Origin of the sequence: Lentzea sp. NPDC092896, from assembly GCF_044754905.1 — a bacterium.
Classification (GTDB): domain Bacteria; phylum Actinomycetota; class Actinomycetes; order Mycobacteriales; family Pseudonocardiaceae; genus Lentzea.
Window position 1 is genome coordinate 39,721 of sequence record NZ_JBIVPX010000012.1, and the last position, 18,743, is coordinate 58,463.

An 18,743-nucleotide genomic window follows, 5' to 3' on the forward strand; every position below is an offset into this window, starting at 1 on the left:
TCGGGAGTAGTGGACACGGAGGTGAACAGCGATGAACGCCGATGAGCGTCGGTTCGAGGTGCTGCGCGCCATCGTCGCCGACTACGTGTCCAACCAGGAGCCCGTCGGGTCGAAAGCCCTGGTCGAGCGGCACAACCTGGGTGTGTCGAGCGCGACCGTGCGCAACGACATGGCCGCGCTGGAGGACGACGGGTACATCGCCCAGCCGCACACCAGTGCCGGGCGCGTGCCGACGGACAAGGGCTATCGGCTCTTCGTCGACAAGCTGAGCGAGATCAAGCCGCTCTCGCAGGCCGAGAAGCGGGCGATCCGCAGTTTCCTCGACGGGGCGATCGACCTCGACGACGTGATGCGTCGCAGTGTGCGGTTGCTCGCGCAGCTGACCAGGCAGGTGGCGGTGATCCAGGTGCCGACGCTGTCGCGTGCGGCCGTGCGTCACCTGGAGGTGCTGCCGATCACGCCGTCGCGGCTGATGCTGGTGCTCATCACCGACACCGGCCGCGTCGACCAGCGGATCGTCGAGCTCGGGGACGTGATCAGCGAGGAGCACACGGCGCAGTTGCGCGGTGTGCTCAACCAGGCGATGGCGGGGCAGCGGCTGGCGGAAGCGTCGGCCAAGGTCGCCGAACTGCCGGAGGAGGTTCCGCCGAACCTGCGCGACCCGATGCTGCGAGTCGCTACTGTGCTCATCGAGACGCTGGTGGAGCACCCAGAGGAACGGCTCGTGCTCGGCGGTACCGCGAACCTCACGCGCAACATCACCGACTTCCCCGGCTCGCTCCGGCAGGTGCTGGAGGCGTTGGAGGAGCAGGTCGTCGTGCTCAAGCTGCTCGCCGCCTCCCGCGACCCCGGTCGCGTGCTGGTGCGCATCGGCGAGGAGAACGAGGCCGTGGAGATGCACAGCACTTCCGTGGTGTCCATCGGCTACGGCAGCCGTGACAACCCGCTCGGGGGCCTGGGTGTCGTCGGACCGACGCGCATGGACTACCCCGGAACCATGGCGGCCGTCCGCGCGGTCGCCAACTACGTCGGTGAGATCCTGACCGGTCGTTGACCACACGTACTTGCAGTAGTTGATGAAGATGAAAGCGAACAAGGTGGCCAGGGATTACTACGGCATCCTCGGTGTCTCGCAGGACGCGACGCAGGATGAGATCAAGCGCGCCTATCGCAAGCTCGCGAGGCAGCTGCACCCGGACGTCAATCCCAACGAGGAGGCCCGCTTCAAGGAGGTGACGGCCGCCTACGAGGTGTTGTCGAACCCCGAGAAGCGCCGCGTCGTCGACCTGGGAGGCGACCCGCTCGACTCGGGCGGCGGTGGCCGTCCTGGCGGAGACCCGTTCTCCGGCTTCGGCCTCGGCGACATCATGGACGCGTTCTTCGGCGCCTCCACCGGTGGCGGCCGTGGTCCGCGCAGCCGCGTGCAGCCGGGCTCCGACGCGCTCATCCGGCTCGACATGACGCTGGAGGAGTGCGCGGCGGGCGCCACCCGTGAGCTGACCGTCGACACGGCGATCCTGTGCGACCGCTGCCACGGCGCGGGCACCCAGAACAACTCCAAGCCGGTCCAGTGCGACACCTGCCACGGCCGTGGCGAGGTCCAGTCCGTGCAGCGCTCGTTCCTCGGCCAGGTCGTCACGTCGCGTCCGTGCCCGGTGTGCCGCGGCTACGGCGAGGTCATCCCCGACCCGTGCCAGCAGTGCGCCGGTGACGGCCGCACGCGGTCGCGTCGCACGATCTCCGTGAACATCCCCGCCGGCGTCGCCGAGGGCATGCGCGTGCGCCTCGCGGGCCAGGGCGAGGTCGGCCCCGGCGGCGGCCCGGCCGGCGACCTCTACGTCGAGGTCGAGGAGCACCCGCACGAGATCTTCGAACGTGACGGCGCCGACCTGCACTGCATCGTCCAGATCCCGATGACGACGGCCGCCCTGGGCGCCACGTTGCCGTTGAAGACCCTGGACGGCGAGGAAGAACTGCAGATCGACCCCGGTACGCAGCCGAACACGCAGCTCGTCATGACGGGCCGCGGCATGCCGAAGCTGCGGTCCACCGGCCGCGTCGACGGCCGCGGCGACCTGCACGTGCACCTCGAGGTCCTGGTGCCGACCAAGCTCGACGCCGCCCAGTCCGCGTTGCTGCGCGATCTCGCCGATCTGCGCGGCGAGAACGAGCCCTCCCTGTCGCACAACGGCAAGGGCGGCGGCGGACTGTTCTCCCGCCTGCGTGCCTCGCGCGGCAACCGGTGACGCTGCCCGTCTTCCTCGTCTCGTCGTTGCCGGCGGGCGAGGAGTTCGTGCTGGACGGCCCGGAAGGCCGCCACGCCGCGACGGTGAAGCGTCTGCGCGTGGGCGAGGAACTCGTGCTGTCGGACGGATCCGGCGCCCAGGTGCGCTGTTCCGTGACGGCGGTGGAGAAGGACGCCCTGGCGTTGCGCGTGGTCGAGCGCTGGGTGGAGCCCGAACCGGCGCCGCGCGTCGTGCTCGCCCAGGCATTGGTGAAGGGCGACCGCGGCGAACTCGCGGTCGAACTCGCCACCGAGGCCGGAGTGGACGGTGTGGTGCCGTGGCGCGCCGCTCGGTGCATCACCAAGTGGGAGGACGGTCCGCGCGGCGCGAAAGCGTTGGGGCGCTGGCGATCCACGGTGCGCGAGGCGGCGAAGCAGGCCCGCCGTTCGCGCGTGCCGGCGGTCGACGAACCCGTGAGCACGACTCAGCTTTCTCATCGCGTGTCGTCGTCCGCGTTGACGCTCGTGTTGCACGAGAGCGCGACCGAACGGCTTGCCGACGTCCCGCTGCCCGATTCCGGGGACGTGCTGCTCGTCGTGGGTCCCGAAGGCGGAATCACGCCCGAGGAACTCGAGGCACTGCGATCTTCGGGTGCGCGGATCGTCCGATTGGGCCCAACTGTTCTGCGTGCATCTACCGCCGCGGCGGTTGCTCTTGGTGCCATTGGGGTGCGCACTGCTCGGTGGTGACCCCGATCACTCCTGAGATGAACATCGGATGGATTGGCTTGACGGAAGTTGTAGCGAATCCCAGGCCCATGGGGTTACCCTGGTTTCCAGAGGGGCTGATTGGTCTATCCGGAAACGGAGTAGACGATTAGACCTTCTGACCAAAAGACTCGCCGGACACCTCCCCCCTCGGTCCGGCGTCGGCGCCTCGCGGCGAAGCGACCCCCAGGCTTCGGACCGCGAGGCGCCTCCAAACTTCTTTCGCATTGGTTGCTCGGCGCCTGGCGGCGCCTCGCCTCCCAGCGAAGTTTGCGTATCTTTTGGGGGCCGAGCCCCCAAGCCCCACGCCGGGGGCACGCCCCCGGACCCCCAGCCACCTCGCCTTCGGCGTTGGGTGGCCCATCAGGTGCATTGGGCTCGCGGCTTGTCCGGCGTCAGGCTCGGTAGCTTGTCGGGCGTATCGAGAAGGTCTTCTTATCTGGCAGTCGCTGTCTGTTGTTGTGTCTTCTTCGTTATTTATTGGCCTTGACGTAAGTTCTGCGTGTGCAGCGAATTGCTTACGGTGACCATCCCAGTCAGTTCGGCGAGCTTTACCTTCCTGACGGTGTTGCTCAGGGTGCTGTTGTCGTCATTCACGGTGGTTTTTGGCATCAGCGCTACGGCTTGGAACTCGGCCGGCCCCTTGCGGACGTGCTCGTCGCCGAAGGATTCGCCGTGTGGAACATCGAGTACCGGCGAGTGAGTGGTGGCGGTGGGTGGCCGCAGACCGGTGAGGACGTCCTCGCCGCCATTGACGCCGTCGACATCGGGCCCGTCGTGACGCTCGGACACAGTGCTGGAGGCCACCTCGCTGTGTGGGCGGCCAAGCACAGTCCGCGAGTGGTCGGAGCGGTGGCCCAGGCGGCGGTGCTGGACTTCACGCGGCACATCACGCCGCGGGCGTTGGAGTTGTGCACCGAGGAGCAGTTCGCGGAGGCCTCGCCGGTCGCGTTGGTTCCCATCGGCAAGCCGGTGGTGTGCGTGCACGGTGATCAGGACGAGGACGTTCCGCTCGAGCAGTCCGCCGGGTTCTGCGCGGTGGAGCCGCAGGCGGAACTCGTCGTGGTGGAAGGGGCCGGGCACATGGACGTGATCACGCCGGGCACCGAGGCGTGGGAGAGGTGCCGCGTGGCTGTCGGGCGGCTTGCGCGCGGCTGCTAAAAATGGGCGGTGCCCAAGGTTGTCGACCATGAGGAACGCCGCCGCGAACTCGCCGAGGCCGTGTGGCGCATCGTGCGGCGGGACGGGATAGACCACGCTTCCGTGCGCGCCGTCGCGGCCGAGTCCGGGTGGTCGAGCGGGTCCCTGCGCCACTACTTCCCGACGCAGGACGCCTTGCTGGGGTTCGCGATGGAGCTCGCGTACCGGCGGTTCATCGCGCGGCTGGAGAAGATCGACACCTCGGCCGGCAACCGGGAGGTGCTGCGGTCCTTCGCGCACGAGATGCTGGCGATGGACGACGATCGCCGGGTCGAGGCCGCGGTGCTGTTGTCGTTCCTGCCGCGGGCGATGGTGGAGCCGTCGCTGCACGAGCTGGAACGCCTCGGCACGCGTGAGTTGTACGCCGAGATCGCACGCGTTCTCGTCGCCTCGCAGGAAGCCGGGGAGCTGCGGGACGGCGTCGTGCCGATGAAGGCCGCGCGACGGTTCATGGTGCTGATCGACGGGCTCAACATCCACCACGGGCTCGGGCCCGACGAGCTCACGGTCGACGACATGGTCGAGGCCGTCGACGAGCAACTGGACCGGCTGTTCGCTTAGCTTGGGGCATGTCCTGTTTGTTCTGCCGGATCGTCGCCGGTGAGATTCCCGCGACGATCGTGCACGAGACCAAGACGACGCTGGCGTTCCGCGACATCCAGCCCAAGGCGCCCGTGCACGTGCTGCTCATTCCGCGCGAGCACGTGCCGAACGCCGTCGACCTGAACGGCGACCAGCTCGGCGACCTCTTCGCCGCCGCGCGCGAGGTCGCCGACGCCGAGGGCGTGGCCGAATCGGGATACCGCCTGCTGTTCAACACCGGGCCGGACAGCGGGCAGGAGGTCTTCCACGCCCACCTGCACCTGCTGGGCGGCCAGCGTCTCTAGCCGATCGCTTGGAGCAGCGGCGCGTGGTAGCGGGTGCGGTCGCCTGGGAGTTGTTCGGCGTTGCGGACCATCCAGGTGGCCTCACCCCACGACTCCATGCCGTGTTCCCGCACGAACGCGATCACTGCGGGATCGTGCACGTCCACCCGCACACGGCCGTTGCCGGCGGCCGAGTCGGCGATGAGCGCGCACGCGTCGGCGGGGGAGTCCGCGATCACCGGTCCGATCAGCAGCAGGTCGTCGCTCACGCGGAGCGACCCGGCGATGCCGTGATCGGAGACCCTGACGGACCCCCTGACGAGCAACGACTCCCACAGGAACGGCCGCGTCAGACCGGTGACCTTGACGTCGAGCGCGACGAGGTCGTCGAGGTCAGCGGCCGTGGCGATGTGCGATATATCAGCTGCCGGTCCCGTGAACACGCCCGCGTGGATGTCGGTGAAGCCCACGGCGTGGAAGCCGAGCTGTTCGTAGAGCGGGCGGCCCATCGACGTCGCGAACAACGTCGACACACCCGTGTCCAACACATGGGACACCAGTCGCTTGCCGTGGCCCTGGCGCGCGGCGCGTTCCGCGATCAGCACCATGCTGATCGACGCCAGTTCCGGATAGCGCGTCACGATCGTCGTGCCGACGAGGCCGTGCTCGTCGAACAGCCCCCAGCCCTCGCCGTGCGTGAGCAGGAACTCCCATTTCTTCTCCTCGCGCGGCCACGACCGGCTCTCGGCCAGGTCGGAGCACGCGGGGAGGTCGTCCAGTTCGAGTCGTCGTAGTTCCACCGGAAAGCCCCCAGTCATCCGAGCGCGTGCGAGGCGGGCGCGAAGTAACGCGAGCGATCGCCCGGTACGTCGGCGGCGCCTCGCACCATCAACTTGCAACCGCCTGTGCGTTGCTCAAAGCCCTGCCCCAGCAGGAAAGCGCCCACCTCCGCGTTGTCGGTGTCCACCCGGACCCGGCCGGAGCCGGACGCCAGGTCCGCGATCAGCTCGCACGCGGCCGAGGCGGACGGGGCGATCAGCGGGCCGATCGTGACGCCTTCGGGATTGGGGCGGGTGGCGATCACGCCGGAGTCCGACATCAGGACCGCGTACGGCGTCGACGGGTCGAGCAGTCGTTCCCAGAGCGCCGGCCGGGTGTAGCCGCTGACCTCGCGATCCAGCTCCGCGAGCGTCGCCGTGTCGGCGGGAGTGGCCTCCCGCGTCACACCGGGGGCCGCGCCCGTGAACACGCCGTGGAAGTCGGTGGTTTCCCCGACGGAGTGAAAGCCGAGCCTCGCGTAGAGCGGTTCGCCCATCGCCGTCGCGTACAGAACGGAGGGACTGATATCCAATGTACTGGCCATCAGCCGGGTGCCGATTCCTCTGCGACCGGCCCAGGACGCGACCAGCACGCCGCTGATCGCCTGCATCTCGGGATACGGCGTCGTCAACGCCGTGCCGAGCAGCGCGGCCCCGTCGAAGGCGCCGAACCCCGGACCGAGGGCGAGCATCATCTCCCACTGCGCGGGCGTCCAGCTCCAACCCCGGTCCGTGATCAGCTTCATGCACTCGGGTATGTCGTCGACACCAAGCCTGCGGATCTCCACGACCCTGAGCACACACCGTGAGCAATGCGCTAGCCACCCATTTTCGGCCGGACTAGCATCGACGGCACCAGATCCGAGCGACAGGAAGCAGGCCGGGGCCACGTGGCCGACGAAACACAGCAGAGCAACAAGGAAGGTCAGTCCCGGTTCGCCGTGCCGGAAGGTGCGGTGCTCACGCTGCTCGGGTCGCGCGATGAGAACCTCCGGCTCGCGGAGGAACTGCTCGACGCCGACGTGCACGTGCGCGGGAACGAGATCACCTTGTCCGGCGCCCCCGCCGACGTGGCCTTCGCCGAGCGCGTCTTCTCCGAGCTCATCACCCTCGCCGGCCGCGGTCAGCCGATCGACAAGAACAGCGTCCGCCGCATCATCACGATGCTCAGCGCGAACGACGTCGAGTCGCCCGCCGAGGTGCTGAGCCTCGACATCGTCAGCCGCCGCGGCCGCACGATCAGGCCGAAGACGCTGAACCAGAAGCACTACGTTGACGCGATCGACAAGAACACGATCGTGTTCGGCATCGGCCCCGCCGGCACCGGCAAGACGTACCTCGCCGTGGCCAAGGCCGTGCAGGCGCTGCAGGCCAAGCAGGTCAACCGGATCGTCCTCACCCGCCCGGCCGTCGAGGCGGGCGAGCGCCTGGGCTACCTGCCGGGCACGTTGAACGAGAAGATCGACCCGTACCTGCGCCCGCTCTACGACGCGCTGCACGACATGATGGACCCGGAGGCGATCCCGCGGCTCATGCAGGCGGGCACGATCGAGGTCGCGCCTCTCGCGTACATGCGCGGTAGGACGCTTAATGACGCGTTCATCATCCTCGACGAGGCGCAGAACACGACGCCCGAGCAGATGAAGATGTTCCTCACCCGCCTGGGCTTCGGCTCGAAGGTGGTCGTCACGGGTGACATCACCCAGGTCGACCTCCCCGGTGGCCAGCGCAGCGGTCTGCGAGTCGTCAGGGACATCCTCGAAGGCGTCGAGGACATGCACTTCTCGACGTTGACCAGCCAGGACGTGGTGCGTCACCGCCTGGTCGGCGACATCGTGGACGCGTACGACAAGTGGCAGGTCCAGCAGGACCTGATCGACCAGAACGGGCAACACCACGGACCCGGTGCACGCCGGGGGAACCAGCGCCGGGGACGATAGGCGCCGTGAGCATCGAGATCGCCAACGAGTCGGGTGTCGGAGTCGACGAAGGATCCATCGTCTCCGCCGCCCGCTTCGCGCTGGACCGCATGGGCGTGAGCCCGCTGGCCGAGTTGTCCGTCCTGCTCGTGGAGCTGGACGTGATGGCCGACCTGCACGAGCGCTGGATGGACCTGCCGGGTCCGACGGACGTCATGGCCTTCCCCATGGACGAGCTGGACTCCGCGCGCCGCCCCGACGCCGCAGGCCTCGGCCCCGCGCTGCTCGGGGACATCGTGCTGTGCCCCGCGTTCGCCAAGGACCAGGCCAAGAAGGCGGGCCACGGCCTGCTGGACGAGCTGCACCTGCTGACCGTGCACGGCGTGCTGCACCTGCTCGGCTACGACCACGCCGAGCCCGCGGAGGAACGTGAGATGTTCACGTTGCAGAACCGCATCCTCGGCGACTTCCGCACCGCGCGGGACGACGCCGAGCGGGCCGCTCACCAGCGCAGCACCGACGACAAGGTGCTCGGCGCGGTCGGCCTGGACGAGAAGAACGAAGAAGCCTGACGCGATGACCGCGAACCCTGCCAGTGTGATCGTGCTGGCCGTTCTGCTCGTGCTCGCCGCCGGACTGTTCGCGTGCGTGGATGCCGCTCTCGGCACCGTGTCACGCGCACGGGTGGAGGCCCTGCAACGGCAGGGTCGCTGGGGCACCGGGCAGTTGCTGCACGTCCTCAACGACCGGCCGCGGCACGTCAACCTGCTGTTGCTGCTGCGCCTGGCCTGCGAGATGTCGGCAGCCGTGCTGGTCACGACGGTGTTCCTCGACTACGTGGCACAGGCCTGGCTGGCCGTCCTGTACGCCTGCCTGAGCATGCTCATCGTGTCGTACGTGCTCGTCGGGGTCGGACCGCGCACCCTCGGCCGTCAGCACCCGTACGCCGTGAGCCTGCTCGCCGCGGGCACCGTCCGGCAGCTCGGGCGCGTGCTCGGGCCGCTGTCCAAGCTCCTGATCCTCATCGGTAACGCCATCACGCCCGGCAAGGGCTTCCGCGAGGGGCCGTTCAGCTCCGAGGTCGAGCTGCGCGAGCTGGTCGACATGGCGCAGGAACGCGGCGTCGTGGACGAGGGCGAGCGCGAGATGATCCACTCGGTGTTCGAGCTGGGCGACACCATCACGCGCGAGGTCATGGTGCCGCGCACCGAGATCGTGTGGATCGAGCAGTCCAAGTCGCTGCGGCAGGCGCTCGCGCTGTCGTTGCGCACCGGCTACACCCGCGTCCCGGTGATCGGCGAGAGCGTCGACGACGTGCTCGGCGTGGTGAACCTCAAGGACCTGATGCGAGCCACCCTCGCCGAGGGCGAGGACCCGAAGAGCGTCTCCGAGCTGATGCGCCCGATGAGCTTCATCCCGGACTCGAAGCCCATCGCGGACCTGCTGCGCGAGATGCAGGTGTCGCGCCGGCACATGGCGATCGTCGTGGACGAGTACGGCGGCACCGCCGGCCTGCTGACCATCGAGGACATCCTCGAGGAGATCGTCGGCGAGATCACCGACGAGTCCGACACCGACGACCGCCCGCCGGTCGAACACCTGGAGGACGGCGCGGTGCGGGTCAGCGCGCGCCTGCCGGTGGACGACCTGGACGCGTTGTTCGGCACCGAGCTCGACGACCACGAGGTCGAGACCGTCGGCGGCCTGCTCGCGCAACGGCTCGGGCGCGTGCCGCTGCCCGGTACCGAGGCCGAGATCGCCGGCCTGCGCATGCGGGCGGAGGGCGGCAAGGACGAACGCGGCCGCATCCGGGTCACGACGGTGCTCGTACGTCCCGCGCAGAAGGAGAACGAGGATGACTGACGTCGATCCGGAGAACGCCAAGCTGATCACCCTCGCGCGGTCCGTCCGCGCGCGCAACGGTGCCGCGGAAGGCGCGGCGGTGCGGGACCTCGACGGCCGCACCTACAACGCGTCCACGGTCTCGTTGCCGTCGCTGAAGCTCACCGCGCTGCAGGCCGCCGTCGCGGCCGCCGTGTCGAGCGGCGCGGAAGGGCTGGAGGCGGCGGCGGTCGTCTCCGAGGAGAACCGGGTGGACGGCGAGTCGCTGGCCGCCGTGCGCGACCTGACGTCCTCCGGTCCGGTGCTTCTCGCGAACACCTCGGGTGAACTGCGCAAGCAGTTCTAGACGCCCCGCGAACGGCCATAACCAGCAAGAGGGACAATGGACGGATGGATGGTTACCGCTCCGGGTTCGCGTGCTTCGTCGGCCGCCCGAACGCAGGGAAGTCGACGCTGACGAACGCGCTGGTGGGCACGAAGGTCGCCATCACGTCCAGCAAGCCGCAGACCACGCGCCACACGATCCGCGGCATCGTGCACCGCGAGGACGGCCAGCTCGTGCTGGTCGACACCCCCGGTCTGCACCGGCCGCGGACGTTGCTGGGCCAGCGGCTCAACGACCTGGTGCGCGAGACGTGGTCGGAGGTCGACGTCGTCGGCTTCTGCGTGCCCGCGGACCAGAAGGTCGGCCCTGGTGACAAGTTCATCGCCGCCGAGCTGGAGAAGGTCGCCAAGCGCACGCCCGTCGTCGGCATCGTCACCAAGACCGACCTGGTGTCGCAGCAGCAGGTGATGGAACAGCTGCTCGCGCTGCAGAAGGTCATGGAGTTCGCCGAGATCATCCCGGTGTCCGCCGTCGACGGCTTCCAGGTCGACGAGCTGAGCGACCTGCTGCTCAAGAAGCTGCCCGAGGGCCCGCAGCTGTTCCCGGACGGCGACCTGACCGACGAGCCCGAGCAGACGCTGGTCGCCGAGCTCATCCGCGAGGCCGCGCTGGAAGGCGTTCGTGACGAGCTGCCGCACTCCATCGCCGTCGTGGTCGAGGAGATGCAGGTCCGCGAGGGCCGCAAGGACCTGATCGACATTCACGCGTTCGTGTTCGTGGAGCGGTCGTCGCAGAAGGCGATCATCCTGGGCCACCGGGGCGAGCGGCTCAAGCAGGTCGGCATGGCCGCCCGCAAGCAGATCGAGGCGCTGCTCGGCTCGCGCGTCTACCTCGACCTGCACATCAAGATCGCCAAGGACTGGCAGCGGGACCCGAAGCAGTTGCGCCGCCTGGGTTTCTGACGATGGGAATCTGATGGCGAACCTGTACCGCGACACCGGAGTCGTGCTTCGCGTGCAGAAGCTCGGTGAAGCGGACCGGATCATCACCTTCCTGACCCAGCGGCACGGCAAGCTCCGCGCCGTGGCCAAGGGCGTGCGCAAGACGTCGTCGAAGTTCGGCGCCCGGCTCGAGCCGTTCTGCCACGTCGACGTTCAGTTCTACCCCGGCAGAACGCTCGACATCATCACGCAGGTGCAGACGCTGGACGCGTTCGGCGTGGGGATCGTGAAGGACTACCAGCGCTACACCGCGGCGTGCGCGATCGCCGAGACCGCGGACCGCCTGTCGGCCGAAGAGGGCGAGCCGGTCCTGCGGCTCTACATGCTTGTGGCCGGGGCGTTGAAGGCGTTGTCGACGGGGGAGCGCGACCCGTCGCTGCTGCTGGACGCGTTCCTCATGCGTGCGATGGCGTTCGCGGGGTGGGCGCCCGCGGTCAACGAGTGCGCGAAGTGCGGCAATCCCGGTCCGCACCGGGCGTTCAGCGTCCAGGCCGGTGGCTCCTGCTGCCCGACCTGCCGTCCGGCCGGCTCCTCGTCGCCCTCCCAGGACACGCTGGCGTTGCTCTCCGCGCTGCTGCACGGCCAGTGGAACGTGGTCGACGAGATTCCGCACATCGCCCGCCGCGACGCGAGTGGCCTGGTGGCGGCGCATCTGCAGTGGCACCTCGAACGGCAGCTCAGGTCGTTGCCTCTGGTCGAGCGAAAGGCGCAGCCGGCCGACGGCTAATGTGGCTCGTACCGACAATCGCCAGAAATCAAGCACAATCGCGCACGTTCGAAAGGATGCCCAGCCTCATGCTGCGTCGTCGCCGCTCTGAGCGTGAGAAGCGCGTACCGCGCCCGCCGGAGCCGCACGAGTCCGGTGCGACGCCTCCGGACATCCCGGCCGATCTGGTGCCCAAGCACATCGCGATCGTGATGGACGGCAACGGCCGTTGGGCGAACCAGCGCGGACTGTCGCGGGTGGAGGGCCACAAACGCGGCGAGCAGGTCGTGCTCGACGTCGCGAAGGGCTCCATCGAGCTGGGCGTGAAGTGGCTTTCGCTGTACGCCTTCTCCACCGAGAACTGGAAGCGCAGCCCCGAAGAGGTGCGCTTCCTGATGAACTTCAACCGCGACGTGATCGCCCGCCGCACCGACGAGCTGGACGAGATGGGTGTCCGCATCCACTGGGCCGGCCGCTCGCCTCGACTGTGGGGCAGCGTCATCAAGCAGCTGCAGGAGGCCGAGGTCCGCACGGCCGAGAACACCGTGCTGAACCTCGTGATGTGCGTGAACTACGGCGGCCGCGCGGAGATCGGCGACGCCGCCAGGGAGGTCGCGCGCCTGGTCGCCGCCGGGAAGATCAACCCGGACAAGGTCGACGAGCGCACCCTCGCGAAGTACCTGTACAAGCCGGAGATGCCGGACGTCGACCTGTTCATCAGGCCGTCCGGTGAGCAGCGCATCTCGAACTTCCTGCTGTGGCAGTCCGCGTACGCCGAGATGGTCTACCAGGACATCCTCTGGCCCGATTTCGACCGCCGCGACCTGTGGCGCGCCTGCGAGAAGTTCGCGGACCGCGACCGTCGCTTCGGCGGTGCCGTCGACAAGCCCGGTGAGGAGGTGGCGTCGTCGTGAACGCGAGCGGTGAGGCCCTGGAGGCCGCACGCAAGGCGTTGGAGCTGTTCCACGACGTCTCCGTGGACGACGACGGCGCGCTGAGCTTCCGCCACGGAGACGTGCCGTGCGCGGTGCAAGGCATGGAACTGGCCGAAGGACTCACGGTCCTCTCGTTGACGGTCGTCGTCGCGTGGGACCTGCCGGCCGAGGCCGCTGGGTGGGTCGCTGAACGCGCTGGTCAAGGCCTGTTCGGCACGCTCGGCGTGATTCATTCCGAACGCGGCACCGACGTGATGCTGCGCTACGCGTTCCCGGCGGACGGCCTCAAGCCAGAACCGCTGAGCACGCTCCTCATGTTGGTCGTCTCGACCGCGTCGCAGGTGCGCGGCGAGCTCCTCTCCCGGTTTTCTTGAGAAAGGACCCTTCCATGGGTGGCGTGATCATTTACGAGCCGGAAGAGGACTCGGACGTCAACGAGTTCCCGTGGACCGTCACGTTCGAGCCCTCGGGCGGCGACGACTGGGACTCGTTCATCTGCGGCCCGTACGAGCGTGACCACGCCGTCGCGCTGGCCGAGGCAGTGGCGCTCGACGACGCCGAGGGCGGTGTGCTGGCCATCGTGAAGCCGATGCTGCCCGCCCTGTCGGCCGACGACGTCACCGCCACGATCGAGGAGCTCCGCGAGGCCGCTCTCGAAGAAGAGGCCGACGCCGAGGAGACCGTCAACGGCACTCCCGTCGACTTCGACGACGACGATCTCGAAGAGGAGGAGGCGGAGTTCGACGAGCCGCCCTCGCCCGAGGAGATCCGCGAGGGCATGGCGCGCCAGTACCGCCGCCTGCTGGACCTGGACGCGGACGCGGAATGACGATCACCGGCGAGATCCGCTCGTCGAAGCGGCGCTCGGGCCCGCCTCGGCTGAAGATCACGTCGTTGGAGGTGCTGTGCGGGATCCTCGTTCTCGCACTGCTCTTCCAGTCCAGGCTCGTCGATCTTCTCGACGTGCCGAAGCTGCGCACGGCCTCGACCGTGTTCGTGGCGATCTGCGTGCAGGCGATGCCGTTCCTCGTGCTGGGCGTGCTGATCTCGGGCGCCATCGCGGCGTTCGTGCCGGCCTCGGCACTGCGGAAGTTGCTGCCTTCGAAGACGGCGCTGGCCGTGCCCGTGGCCGGTGTCGCGGGCATCGCCCTGCCGGGCTGCGAGTGCGCCTCGGTGCCGGTGGCCAAGAGGCTCATGCAGCAGGGCGTCGCCCCGGCCGTGGCGCTGACGTTCCTGCTGGCCGCGCCCGCGGTGAACCCGATCGTGCTGGTGTCGACCGCCGTCGCGTTCAACGACACCCCGATGATGGTCGTGGCGCGGTTCGTCGGCTCGTTGCTGACCGCGATGGTCATGGGCTGGTTGTGGGTGCGCTTCGGCAAGATGGAGTGGATCGCCGAACGTGCGCTGGCACGTCTTGGGGACCACTCGGGTCAGAACAAGTGGGCCGTCTTCGCCGAGAGCGCGCGGCACGACCTCGTGGACGCTGGCGGGTTCCTCGTGCTGGGCGGGCTGTTCGCGGCGACGTTCAAGACGTTCGTGCCCGTCGCGTGGATGCAGACGCTGGGCGGCCAGATCGTGCTCGGTGTGATCGTGATGGCCTTCCTGGCCGTCATCCTGGCGCTGTGCTCGGAGGCCGACGCGTTCGTGGCCGTCGCGTTCTCCGCGCTGCCGCTGTTGCCGCGCCTGGTGTTCCTCGTCGTCGGCCCGGCCGTCGACGTGAAGCTGATCGCGCTGCAGGCAGGTGCGTTCGGCAAGTCCTTCGCCTTCCGCTTCGCACCGGCCACCTTCGTGGTGGCGATCCTGTGCGCCGTCGTGACAGGAGTGGTGCTGCTGTGAGGCGGGAAACCCAGAACATCCTGCTGGTGCTGCTCGGCGGCGCGCTGCTGAAGATCAGCTTCTCCGGGCTCTACCTCAGGTACGTGCAGAAGAGCCTGCTGCCACTGCTGATCGCGGCCGGCGTGACCATGATCGGCCTCGCGCTGTTCGCGATCATCCGCGACATCCGCCGCGGCAAGGCAGCCGACGACGGCCACGAGCACTCGCACTCGTCGCGCTCGACGTGGCTGATGCTGTTGCCGGTGCTCGCGGTGTTCCTGATCTCGCCTCCGGCGCTGGGCGGCGACGTCGTCAACTCGGCCGCCGACACGAACCAGACGCAGCGCTCCCGCAACCTGCTGGGCGAACTGCCGTCCGGGGACGTGATCCCGTTGTCCATGACGGAGTTCGTCACGCGCACGGCGTGGGACGAGTCCGGCACCCTGGACGGCCGCCGGGTCAAGCTGACCGGGTTCCTGCTGCGCGCGGACGGCGACACGTACGTCGCGCGGCTCGCGATCTCGTGCTGCGCCGCCGACGCCCGTCCGTTGAAGGTGCGGGTGACCGGGGACGTGCCCGCGCTGCCCGACGAGCAGTGGGTCGAGGTGACCGGGAAGGTCGTGCCGAAGTCGGCGAACGAGAAGAACTCCTGGGTGCCGAGCTTCACCGTGGAGTCGTTCACGCCCGTGGCCGAGCCGGTCGAACCCTACGAGTCGTAAGCCCTACTTGAGGCCCTTGGCCGTGCAGTCCGCGCACGTGCCGAAGATCTCGACGGTGTGGCTGACCTCGGAGAAACCGTTCTCGGCCGCCACCCGGTCCGCCCACTTCTCGACGGCGGGACCCTCCACCTCGACCGTGCGGCCGCAGTGGCGGCACACGAGGTGATGGTGGTGGTGCGCCGAGCAACGGCGGTAGATCGCCTCGCCCGAGTCGGTGCGCAGGACGTCGACCTGGCCTGCGTCCGCGAGGGACTGCAGGGTGCGGTAGACCGTGGTCAGGCCGATGCCCTCGCCGCGGCGGCGCAGTTCCTCGTGCAGTTCCTGGGCGCTGCGGAAGTCGTCGAGCTGGTCGAGCAGGTTCGACACCGCGGTGCGCTGCTTGGTGGACCTCAGTCCGGTCACAACTTCTCCTCGACGTGCGTCACAGCGTCCACCACGATGTGCGCCAGGTGTTCGTCTACCAGTCGGTACACGACCTCACGGCCGTGTCTTTCGCCGTGCACCACGCCCGCCGACTTCAGCACGCGCAGGTGCTGACTGATCAGCGGCTGGGCGACTCCCAGTGCCTCGACCAGTTCGTGCACGCAGCGGTCGTGTTCCCGCAGCTGCAGCACGATGGCGATGCGGACCGGGGCGGCCAACGCGCGCAGCAGGTCGCCGGCCTCGGCGAGGGTGTGCGCGGAACGGGGCGGCGCGGGCGCGGGGGCCGCGCGTTCGGGGGAGTGCTCGCCGTGCAACTGGACGGTCATGGCGGCGCACCTCACCTGGTAGGGATTTTCACAACCAATTCTACGGTGATGATGAGCAGTACGAGCAGGACCACCACGCGCAATGTGCGCTGAGCTGGGGAAAGAACCTTCCAGGTGGCTGCCAGCAGCACGCCGGCGCCCACGATCAGCACACCGAGCAGCACCGCGCCGAGGGTGCCGCCCACCAACACGCCCGTGATGAACAGACCGAGCACGAGCACGAACGCCACGACGGGGCGGACGCGCGCGAGTGGGCCGTCGCCGGGCAGAAGAGGGCGCTTGGAGGTCACCGTGCCATCCTTGCACCGTGCTGCTGGTGTGCCGCTTCCGCGTATCCGATCCCGAGTCGTTCACCTCGCGCGTCGAGCAGGCGTTGAAGCTGCTGACGGCCCAGCCGGGGTGCCGCAAGGGCACGCTGGCGCGCTCGACCGACGAGGACGACCGCTGGGTGCTGACGGTCGAGTTCGAGTCAGTGGTGGCCTACCGTCGCGCGATGTCGCCGTTCCCCGTGCGCGAACACGTCATCCCGCTGCTGTCCGAGGCGCTGACCGACGAGCCCGCCATGTACGAGCCGAAGCTGACCAGCGCCGGCGGTGAGGTCGAGACGCACACGAGCGTGCTCGCGCAGGACGCGTTCACGGTGCGGCTCGGCGAGGCGGCGGGCCCGGCTACTCCTCGCTAGCGATCTTCGTCATCTCCGCGAGGAACTCCTCGTCCGAGCCGTCCGGCAGCAGTTCCAACGCCCTGCGCGCGGCCTGTGCGGCTTCGGCGGTGCGGCCGAGGATGTGCAGCGTCTTGGCCTTGCCGTACGCCGCGTACGGAGCGGGCGTCTGGTCGAACGCCGTCAGCGCGTCCTCGTAACGCTCGTGCTCGAAGTAGTACCAGCCGAGGTTGTTGTACAGCGGCCCGAGCCAGTGCGTCAGGTTCGGGTGCTCGGCGATCACGTCGAGCCCGACCTGCGTCCACTTCTCCGGGTCGTCGACCAGGGCCACCATGTGCGCGGCGTCCGCGGCGAACCACAGGTCGTCGCGCTTCTTCGCGAGGACGAACGCCGCCACGAACAACGGTTGCGCGGCCTCCGGATCACCGCCGGAACGGTGCAACCTGCCGCGTTCCAGCAACGCGCGCACGCGGCCCGTCGAGTCGGGGGACACGAGCGTCTCCGCCTCGTCGATCAACGCGTGACCTGCGGCGAAGTTGTCGCGCAGCCCCTCGACGCGGGCGAGCTGGGTCAGCACCTCCGCGCGCCCGTCGTCGGTCGCCTCGTCGTCGAGCCTCGCGCGGAACCGCGCCTCGGTGCCGCCCAGGTCGGCGAAGTCCCACAGCTCTCGCAGCCGGTCTTCCATCCGTGCAGGGTAAGGCTCCGGTCGCCCGTTCGGGGCGTGACGTGACGGGCTAGGCTTGAGCCCCCGATTCTCATTCGCCCGATGGAGTTCCCCTTGCCCGCCGATCGCATCGAGACCGTTGTCAGCCTCTGCAAGCGCAGGGGGTTCGTCTACCCGTGCGGGGAGATCTACGGCGGTACCCGCTCGGCATGGGACTACGGACCTCTCGGCGTGGAGCTCAAGGACAACATCAAGCGCCAGTGGTGGAACTTCATGGTCCGCGGCCGCGAGGACGTCGTGGGCCTGGACTCGTCGGTGATCCTGCCGCGTGACGTGTGGGTCGCCTCCGGTCACGTCGAGGCGTTCGTCGACCCGCTCGTCGAGTGCGAGTCGTGCCACAAGCGGTTCCGCGCGGACACGCTGTCCGAGGAGTACGCGGAGCGCACCGGCAAGGAGGTCGCCGAGGGCGACGTCTCCGACGTGCCGTGCCCCAACTGCGGCGTGCGCGGCACCTACACCGAGCCGAAGATGTTCAACGGCCTGCTCAAGACGCACCTCGGTCCGATCGAGACCGAGGAGGGCCTGCACTACCTGCGCCCCGAGACCGCGCAGGGCATCTTCACGAACTTCCTGAACGTGCAGACGACGTCGCGCAAGAAGCCGCCGTTCGGCATCGGTCAGATCGGCAAGTCGTTCCGCAACGAGATCACGCCGGGCAACTTCATCTTCCGCACCCGCGAGTTCGAGCAGATGGAGATGGAGTTCTTCGTCGAGCCGGGCACGGACGAGGAATGGCACCAGTACTGGATCGACGAGCGCACCCGCTGGTACACGGACCTGGGCATCTCCAAGGAGAACCTGCGTCACTACGAGCACCCGAAGGAAAAGCTGTCGCACTACTCGAAGCGCACCGTCGACGTCGAGTACCGCTTCCAGTTCGGCGGCCAGGAGTGGGGTGAGCTCGAGGGCATCGCGAACCGCACCGACTTCGACCTGACGACGCACTCGAACCACTCGGGCGTCGACCTGTCGTACTTCGACCAGGCCACGAACTCGCGCTTCAAGCCGTTCGTCATCGAGCCCGCCGCGGGTGTCGGCCGCCCGATGATGGCGTTCCTGCTGGAGGCCTACACCGAGGACGAGGCCCCGAACGCCAAGGGCGGCGTGGACAAGCGCGTCGTGCTGAAGCTCGACAGGCGGCTGGCCCCGGTCAAGGTCGCCGTGCTCCCGTTGTCGCGCAACGCAGACCTGTCGCCGAAGGCCCGCGACCTCGCGACGGCCCTGCGCCGCAACTGGAACGTCGACTTCGACGACGCGGGCGCCATCGGCCGCCGCTACCGCCGTCAGGACGAGATCGGCACGCCGTTCTGCGTGACGGTCGACTTCGACACGCTCACCGACCTCGCCGTGACGGTGCGGGAGCGCGACACGATGTCGCAGGAGCGCGTGGCGATGGACCAGCTGGAGTCGTACCTCGCGGCGCGCCTCGTCGGCTGCTAGTTCGGCTACTCCGTTCGGCGGTACCCGCTGC

The 18,743-nt window shown here is 68.7% G+C and carries 25 protein-coding genes; 19 read left to right on the forward strand and 6 right to left on the reverse strand.

The genetic code is table 11. The features are described 5' to 3' along the window. Positions 1 to 31 precede the first annotated feature (31 nt). The 6 genes from hrcA to ACIQF0_RS41075 all read left to right on the forward strand — a co-directional run bounded on the left by hrcA (position 32) and on the right by ACIQF0_RS41075 (position 5,079). Positions 32 to 1,054, forward strand: coding sequence for a heat-inducible transcriptional repressor HrcA (gene hrcA / locus ACIQF0_RS41050; RefSeq protein WP_360041891.1), 1,023 nt, complete (start codon positions 32 to 34; stop codon positions 1,052 to 1,054). Between the two features lie 43 nt (positions 1,055 to 1,097). Next, the gene (gene dnaJ, locus ACIQF0_RS41055) at positions 1,098 to 2,246 is read left to right on the forward strand and encodes a molecular chaperone DnaJ (RefSeq protein WP_360042466.1); all 1,149 of its coding nucleotides are present in this window, start codon (positions 1,098 to 1,100) and stop codon (positions 2,244 to 2,246) included. Next, positions 2,243 to 2,974 (forward strand): 16S rRNA (uracil(1498)-N(3))-methyltransferase, encoded by a 732-nt coding sequence (locus ACIQF0_RS41060; protein WP_401039257.1) that lies wholly within the window; start codon positions 2,243 to 2,245, stop codon positions 2,972 to 2,974. The genes dnaJ and ACIQF0_RS41060 overlap by 4 nt, the downstream gene beginning before the upstream one ends. 522 nt (positions 2,975 to 3,496) lie before the next feature. Next, entirely contained in the window at positions 3,497 to 4,153 is a 657-nt protein-coding gene (locus tag ACIQF0_RS41065; RefSeq protein ID WP_401039260.1) for an alpha/beta hydrolase family protein, read from the forward strand. Positions 4,154 to 4,162: 9 nt separating this feature from the next. Beyond that, entirely contained in the window at positions 4,163 to 4,753 is a 591-nt protein-coding gene (locus tag ACIQF0_RS41070) for a TetR/AcrR family transcriptional regulator (RefSeq protein WP_401039263.1), read from the forward strand. An 8-nt stretch (positions 4,754 to 4,761) separates the two neighbouring features. Next, positions 4,762 to 5,079 (forward strand): histidine triad nucleotide-binding protein, encoded by a 318-nt coding sequence (locus ACIQF0_RS41075; protein ID WP_360041902.1) that lies wholly within the window; start codon positions 4,762 to 4,764, stop codon positions 5,077 to 5,079. Here ACIQF0_RS41075 and ACIQF0_RS41080 read toward each other — a convergent pair. Together ACIQF0_RS41080 and ACIQF0_RS41085 are read right to left on the reverse strand one after the other, a co-directional pair. Further along, the gene (locus ACIQF0_RS41080) at positions 5,076 to 5,858 is read right to left on the reverse strand and encodes a GNAT family N-acetyltransferase (RefSeq protein ID WP_401039266.1); all 783 of its coding nucleotides are present in this window, start codon (positions 5,856 to 5,858) and stop codon (positions 5,076 to 5,078) included. The genes ACIQF0_RS41075 and ACIQF0_RS41080 overlap by 4 nt on opposite strands. A gap of 14 nt (positions 5,859 to 5,872) precedes the next feature. Further along, on the reverse strand, positions 5,873 to 6,664 hold the full coding sequence (locus ACIQF0_RS41085) for a GNAT family N-acetyltransferase (RefSeq protein ID WP_401039269.1): 792 nt from the start codon (positions 6,662 to 6,664) through the stop codon (positions 5,873 to 5,875). 102 nt (positions 6,665 to 6,766) lie between these two features. Between ACIQF0_RS41085 and ACIQF0_RS41090 the strand changes: the two genes are divergently transcribed. From ACIQF0_RS41090 to ACIQF0_RS41140, 11 genes are all read left to right on the forward strand, one after another. Further along, positions 6,767 to 7,816, forward strand: coding sequence for a PhoH family protein (locus tag ACIQF0_RS41090; protein WP_401039271.1), 1,050 nt, complete (start codon positions 6,767 to 6,769; stop codon positions 7,814 to 7,816). Positions 7,817 to 7,821: 5 nt separating this feature from the next. Beyond that, positions 7,822 to 8,367, forward strand: a complete 546-nt coding sequence (gene ybeY, locus ACIQF0_RS41095; protein WP_189159903.1) for an rRNA maturation RNase YbeY — start codon at positions 7,822 to 7,824, stop codon at positions 8,365 to 8,367. Between the two features lie 4 nt (positions 8,368 to 8,371). Further along, a complete protein-coding gene (locus ACIQF0_RS41100) occupies positions 8,372 to 9,658 on the forward strand; it encodes a hemolysin family protein (protein ID WP_360041914.1) in 1,287 nt (428 codons plus the stop codon). Beyond that, the gene (locus tag ACIQF0_RS41105) at positions 9,651 to 9,983 is read left to right on the forward strand and encodes a cytidine deaminase (RefSeq protein ID WP_360041917.1); all 333 of its coding nucleotides are present in this window, start codon (positions 9,651 to 9,653) and stop codon (positions 9,981 to 9,983) included. The genes ACIQF0_RS41100 and ACIQF0_RS41105 overlap by 8 nt, the downstream gene beginning before the upstream one ends. A 44-nt stretch (positions 9,984 to 10,027) precedes the next feature. Next, on the forward strand, positions 10,028 to 10,924 hold the full coding sequence (era, locus tag ACIQF0_RS41110) for a GTPase Era (RefSeq protein ID WP_401039276.1): 897 nt from the start codon (positions 10,028 to 10,030) through the stop codon (positions 10,922 to 10,924). Positions 10,925 to 10,937: 13 nt separating this feature from the next. Further along, the gene (gene recO / locus ACIQF0_RS41115) at positions 10,938 to 11,690 is read left to right on the forward strand and encodes a DNA repair protein RecO (RefSeq protein WP_401039279.1); all 753 of its coding nucleotides are present in this window, start codon (positions 10,938 to 10,940) and stop codon (positions 11,688 to 11,690) included. A 68-nt stretch (positions 11,691 to 11,758) separates the two neighbouring features. Further along, on the forward strand, positions 11,759 to 12,583 hold the full coding sequence (locus ACIQF0_RS41120; protein WP_401039654.1) for an isoprenyl transferase: 825 nt from the start codon (positions 11,759 to 11,761) through the stop codon (positions 12,581 to 12,583). Continuing rightward, on the forward strand, positions 12,580 to 12,978 hold the full coding sequence (locus ACIQF0_RS41125) for a YbjN domain-containing protein (RefSeq protein WP_189159908.1): 399 nt from the start codon (positions 12,580 to 12,582) through the stop codon (positions 12,976 to 12,978). The genes ACIQF0_RS41120 and ACIQF0_RS41125 overlap by 4 nt, the downstream gene beginning before the upstream one ends. Positions 12,979 to 13,001: 23 nt before the next feature. Next, positions 13,002 to 13,433, forward strand: coding sequence for a hypothetical protein (locus tag ACIQF0_RS41130; protein ID WP_360041925.1), 432 nt, complete (start codon positions 13,002 to 13,004; stop codon positions 13,431 to 13,433). Then, on the forward strand, positions 13,430 to 14,440 hold the full coding sequence (locus ACIQF0_RS41135) for a permease (RefSeq protein WP_401039281.1): 1,011 nt from the start codon (positions 13,430 to 13,432) through the stop codon (positions 14,438 to 14,440). Before ACIQF0_RS41130 ends, ACIQF0_RS41135 begins: the two co-directional genes overlap by 4 nt. Then, complete coding sequence (locus ACIQF0_RS41140) at positions 14,437 to 15,138, forward strand: TIGR03943 family putative permease subunit (RefSeq protein WP_401039284.1); 702 nt, start codon at positions 14,437 to 14,439, stop codon at positions 15,136 to 15,138. Before ACIQF0_RS41135 ends, ACIQF0_RS41140 begins: the two co-directional genes overlap by 4 nt. Positions 15,139 to 15,141: 3 nt before the next feature. Here the strand turns inward: ACIQF0_RS41140 and ACIQF0_RS41145 are convergent, their stop codons facing one another. From ACIQF0_RS41145 to ACIQF0_RS41155, 3 genes are read right to left on the reverse strand one after another with little or no spacing between them, the layout of a single operon-like run. After that, positions 15,142 to 15,540: a Fur family transcriptional regulator gene (locus ACIQF0_RS41145; RefSeq protein WP_030474433.1), complete on the reverse strand. Its 399-nt coding sequence runs from the start codon at positions 15,538 to 15,540 to the stop codon at positions 15,142 to 15,144. Further along, positions 15,537 to 15,887, reverse strand: coding sequence for a helix-turn-helix transcriptional regulator (locus tag ACIQF0_RS41150; RefSeq protein WP_089950753.1), 351 nt, complete (start codon positions 15,885 to 15,887; stop codon positions 15,537 to 15,539). The genes ACIQF0_RS41145 and ACIQF0_RS41150 overlap by 4 nt, the downstream gene beginning before the upstream one ends. Positions 15,888 to 15,898: 11 nt before the next feature. Next, positions 15,899 to 16,177: a hypothetical protein gene (locus tag ACIQF0_RS41155; RefSeq protein ID WP_093600458.1), complete on the reverse strand. Its 279-nt coding sequence runs from the start codon at positions 16,175 to 16,177 to the stop codon at positions 15,899 to 15,901. 17 nt (positions 16,178 to 16,194) lie between these two features. Here ACIQF0_RS41155 and ACIQF0_RS41160 point away from each other — a divergent pair, with 17 nt between their 5' ends. Then, the gene (locus ACIQF0_RS41160; RefSeq protein WP_401039287.1) at positions 16,195 to 16,569 is read left to right on the forward strand and encodes an antibiotic biosynthesis monooxygenase family protein; all 375 of its coding nucleotides are present in this window, start codon (positions 16,195 to 16,197) and stop codon (positions 16,567 to 16,569) included. On the opposite strand, the gene ACIQF0_RS41165 is transcribed toward ACIQF0_RS41160, so the two are convergent. Continuing rightward, entirely contained in the window at positions 16,556 to 17,233 is a 678-nt protein-coding gene (locus tag ACIQF0_RS41165; protein ID WP_401039290.1) for a hypothetical protein, read from the reverse strand. The two genes, ACIQF0_RS41160 and ACIQF0_RS41165, sit on opposite strands and share 14 nt — an antisense overlap. A 93-nt stretch (positions 17,234 to 17,326) precedes the next feature. Between ACIQF0_RS41165 and ACIQF0_RS41170 the strand changes: the two genes are divergently transcribed. Next, the gene (locus ACIQF0_RS41170; protein WP_189159985.1) at positions 17,327 to 18,712 is read left to right on the forward strand and encodes a glycine--tRNA ligase; all 1,386 of its coding nucleotides are present in this window, start codon (positions 17,327 to 17,329) and stop codon (positions 18,710 to 18,712) included. The last annotated feature ends 31 nt before the right edge of the window (positions 18,713 to 18,743 follow it).

Bases quoted from the DNA above. Each gene is read 5' to 3' on its own strand.
- ACIQF0_RS41075 (WP_360041902.1), top strand. From the start codon at position 4,762: ATGTCCTGTTTGTTCTGCCGGATCGTCGCCGGTGAGATTCCCGCGACG.
- recO (WP_401039279.1), top strand. From the start codon at position 10,938: ATGGCGAACCTGTACCGCGACACCGGAGTCGTGCTTCGCGTGCAGAAG.
- ACIQF0_RS41105 (WP_360041917.1), top strand. From the start codon at position 9,651: ATGACTGACGTCGATCCGGAGAACGCCAAGCTGATCACCCTCGCGCGG.
- era (WP_401039276.1), top strand. From the start codon at position 10,028: ATGGATGGTTACCGCTCCGGGTTCGCGTGCTTCGTCGGCCGCCCGAAC.
- ACIQF0_RS41100 (WP_360041914.1), top strand. From the start codon at position 8,372: ATGACCGCGAACCCTGCCAGTGTGATCGTGCTGGCCGTTCTGCTCGTG.
- ACIQF0_RS41135 (WP_401039281.1), top strand. From the start codon at position 13,430: ATGACGATCACCGGCGAGATCCGCTCGTCGAAGCGGCGCTCGGGCCCG.
- ACIQF0_RS41120 (WP_401039654.1), top strand. From the start codon at position 11,759: ATGCTGCGTCGTCGCCGCTCTGAGCGTGAGAAGCGCGTACCGCGCCCG.
- hrcA (WP_360041891.1), top strand. From the start codon at position 32: ATGAACGCCGATGAGCGTCGGTTCGAGGTGCTGCGCGCCATCGTCGCC.
- ACIQF0_RS41150 (WP_089950753.1), bottom strand. From the start codon at position 15,887: ATGACCGTCCAGTTGCACGGCGAGCACTCCCCCGAACGCGCGGCCCCC.
- ACIQF0_RS41165 (WP_401039290.1), bottom strand. From the start codon at position 17,233: ATGGAAGACCGGCTGCGAGAGCTGTGGGACTTCGCCGACCTGGGCGGC.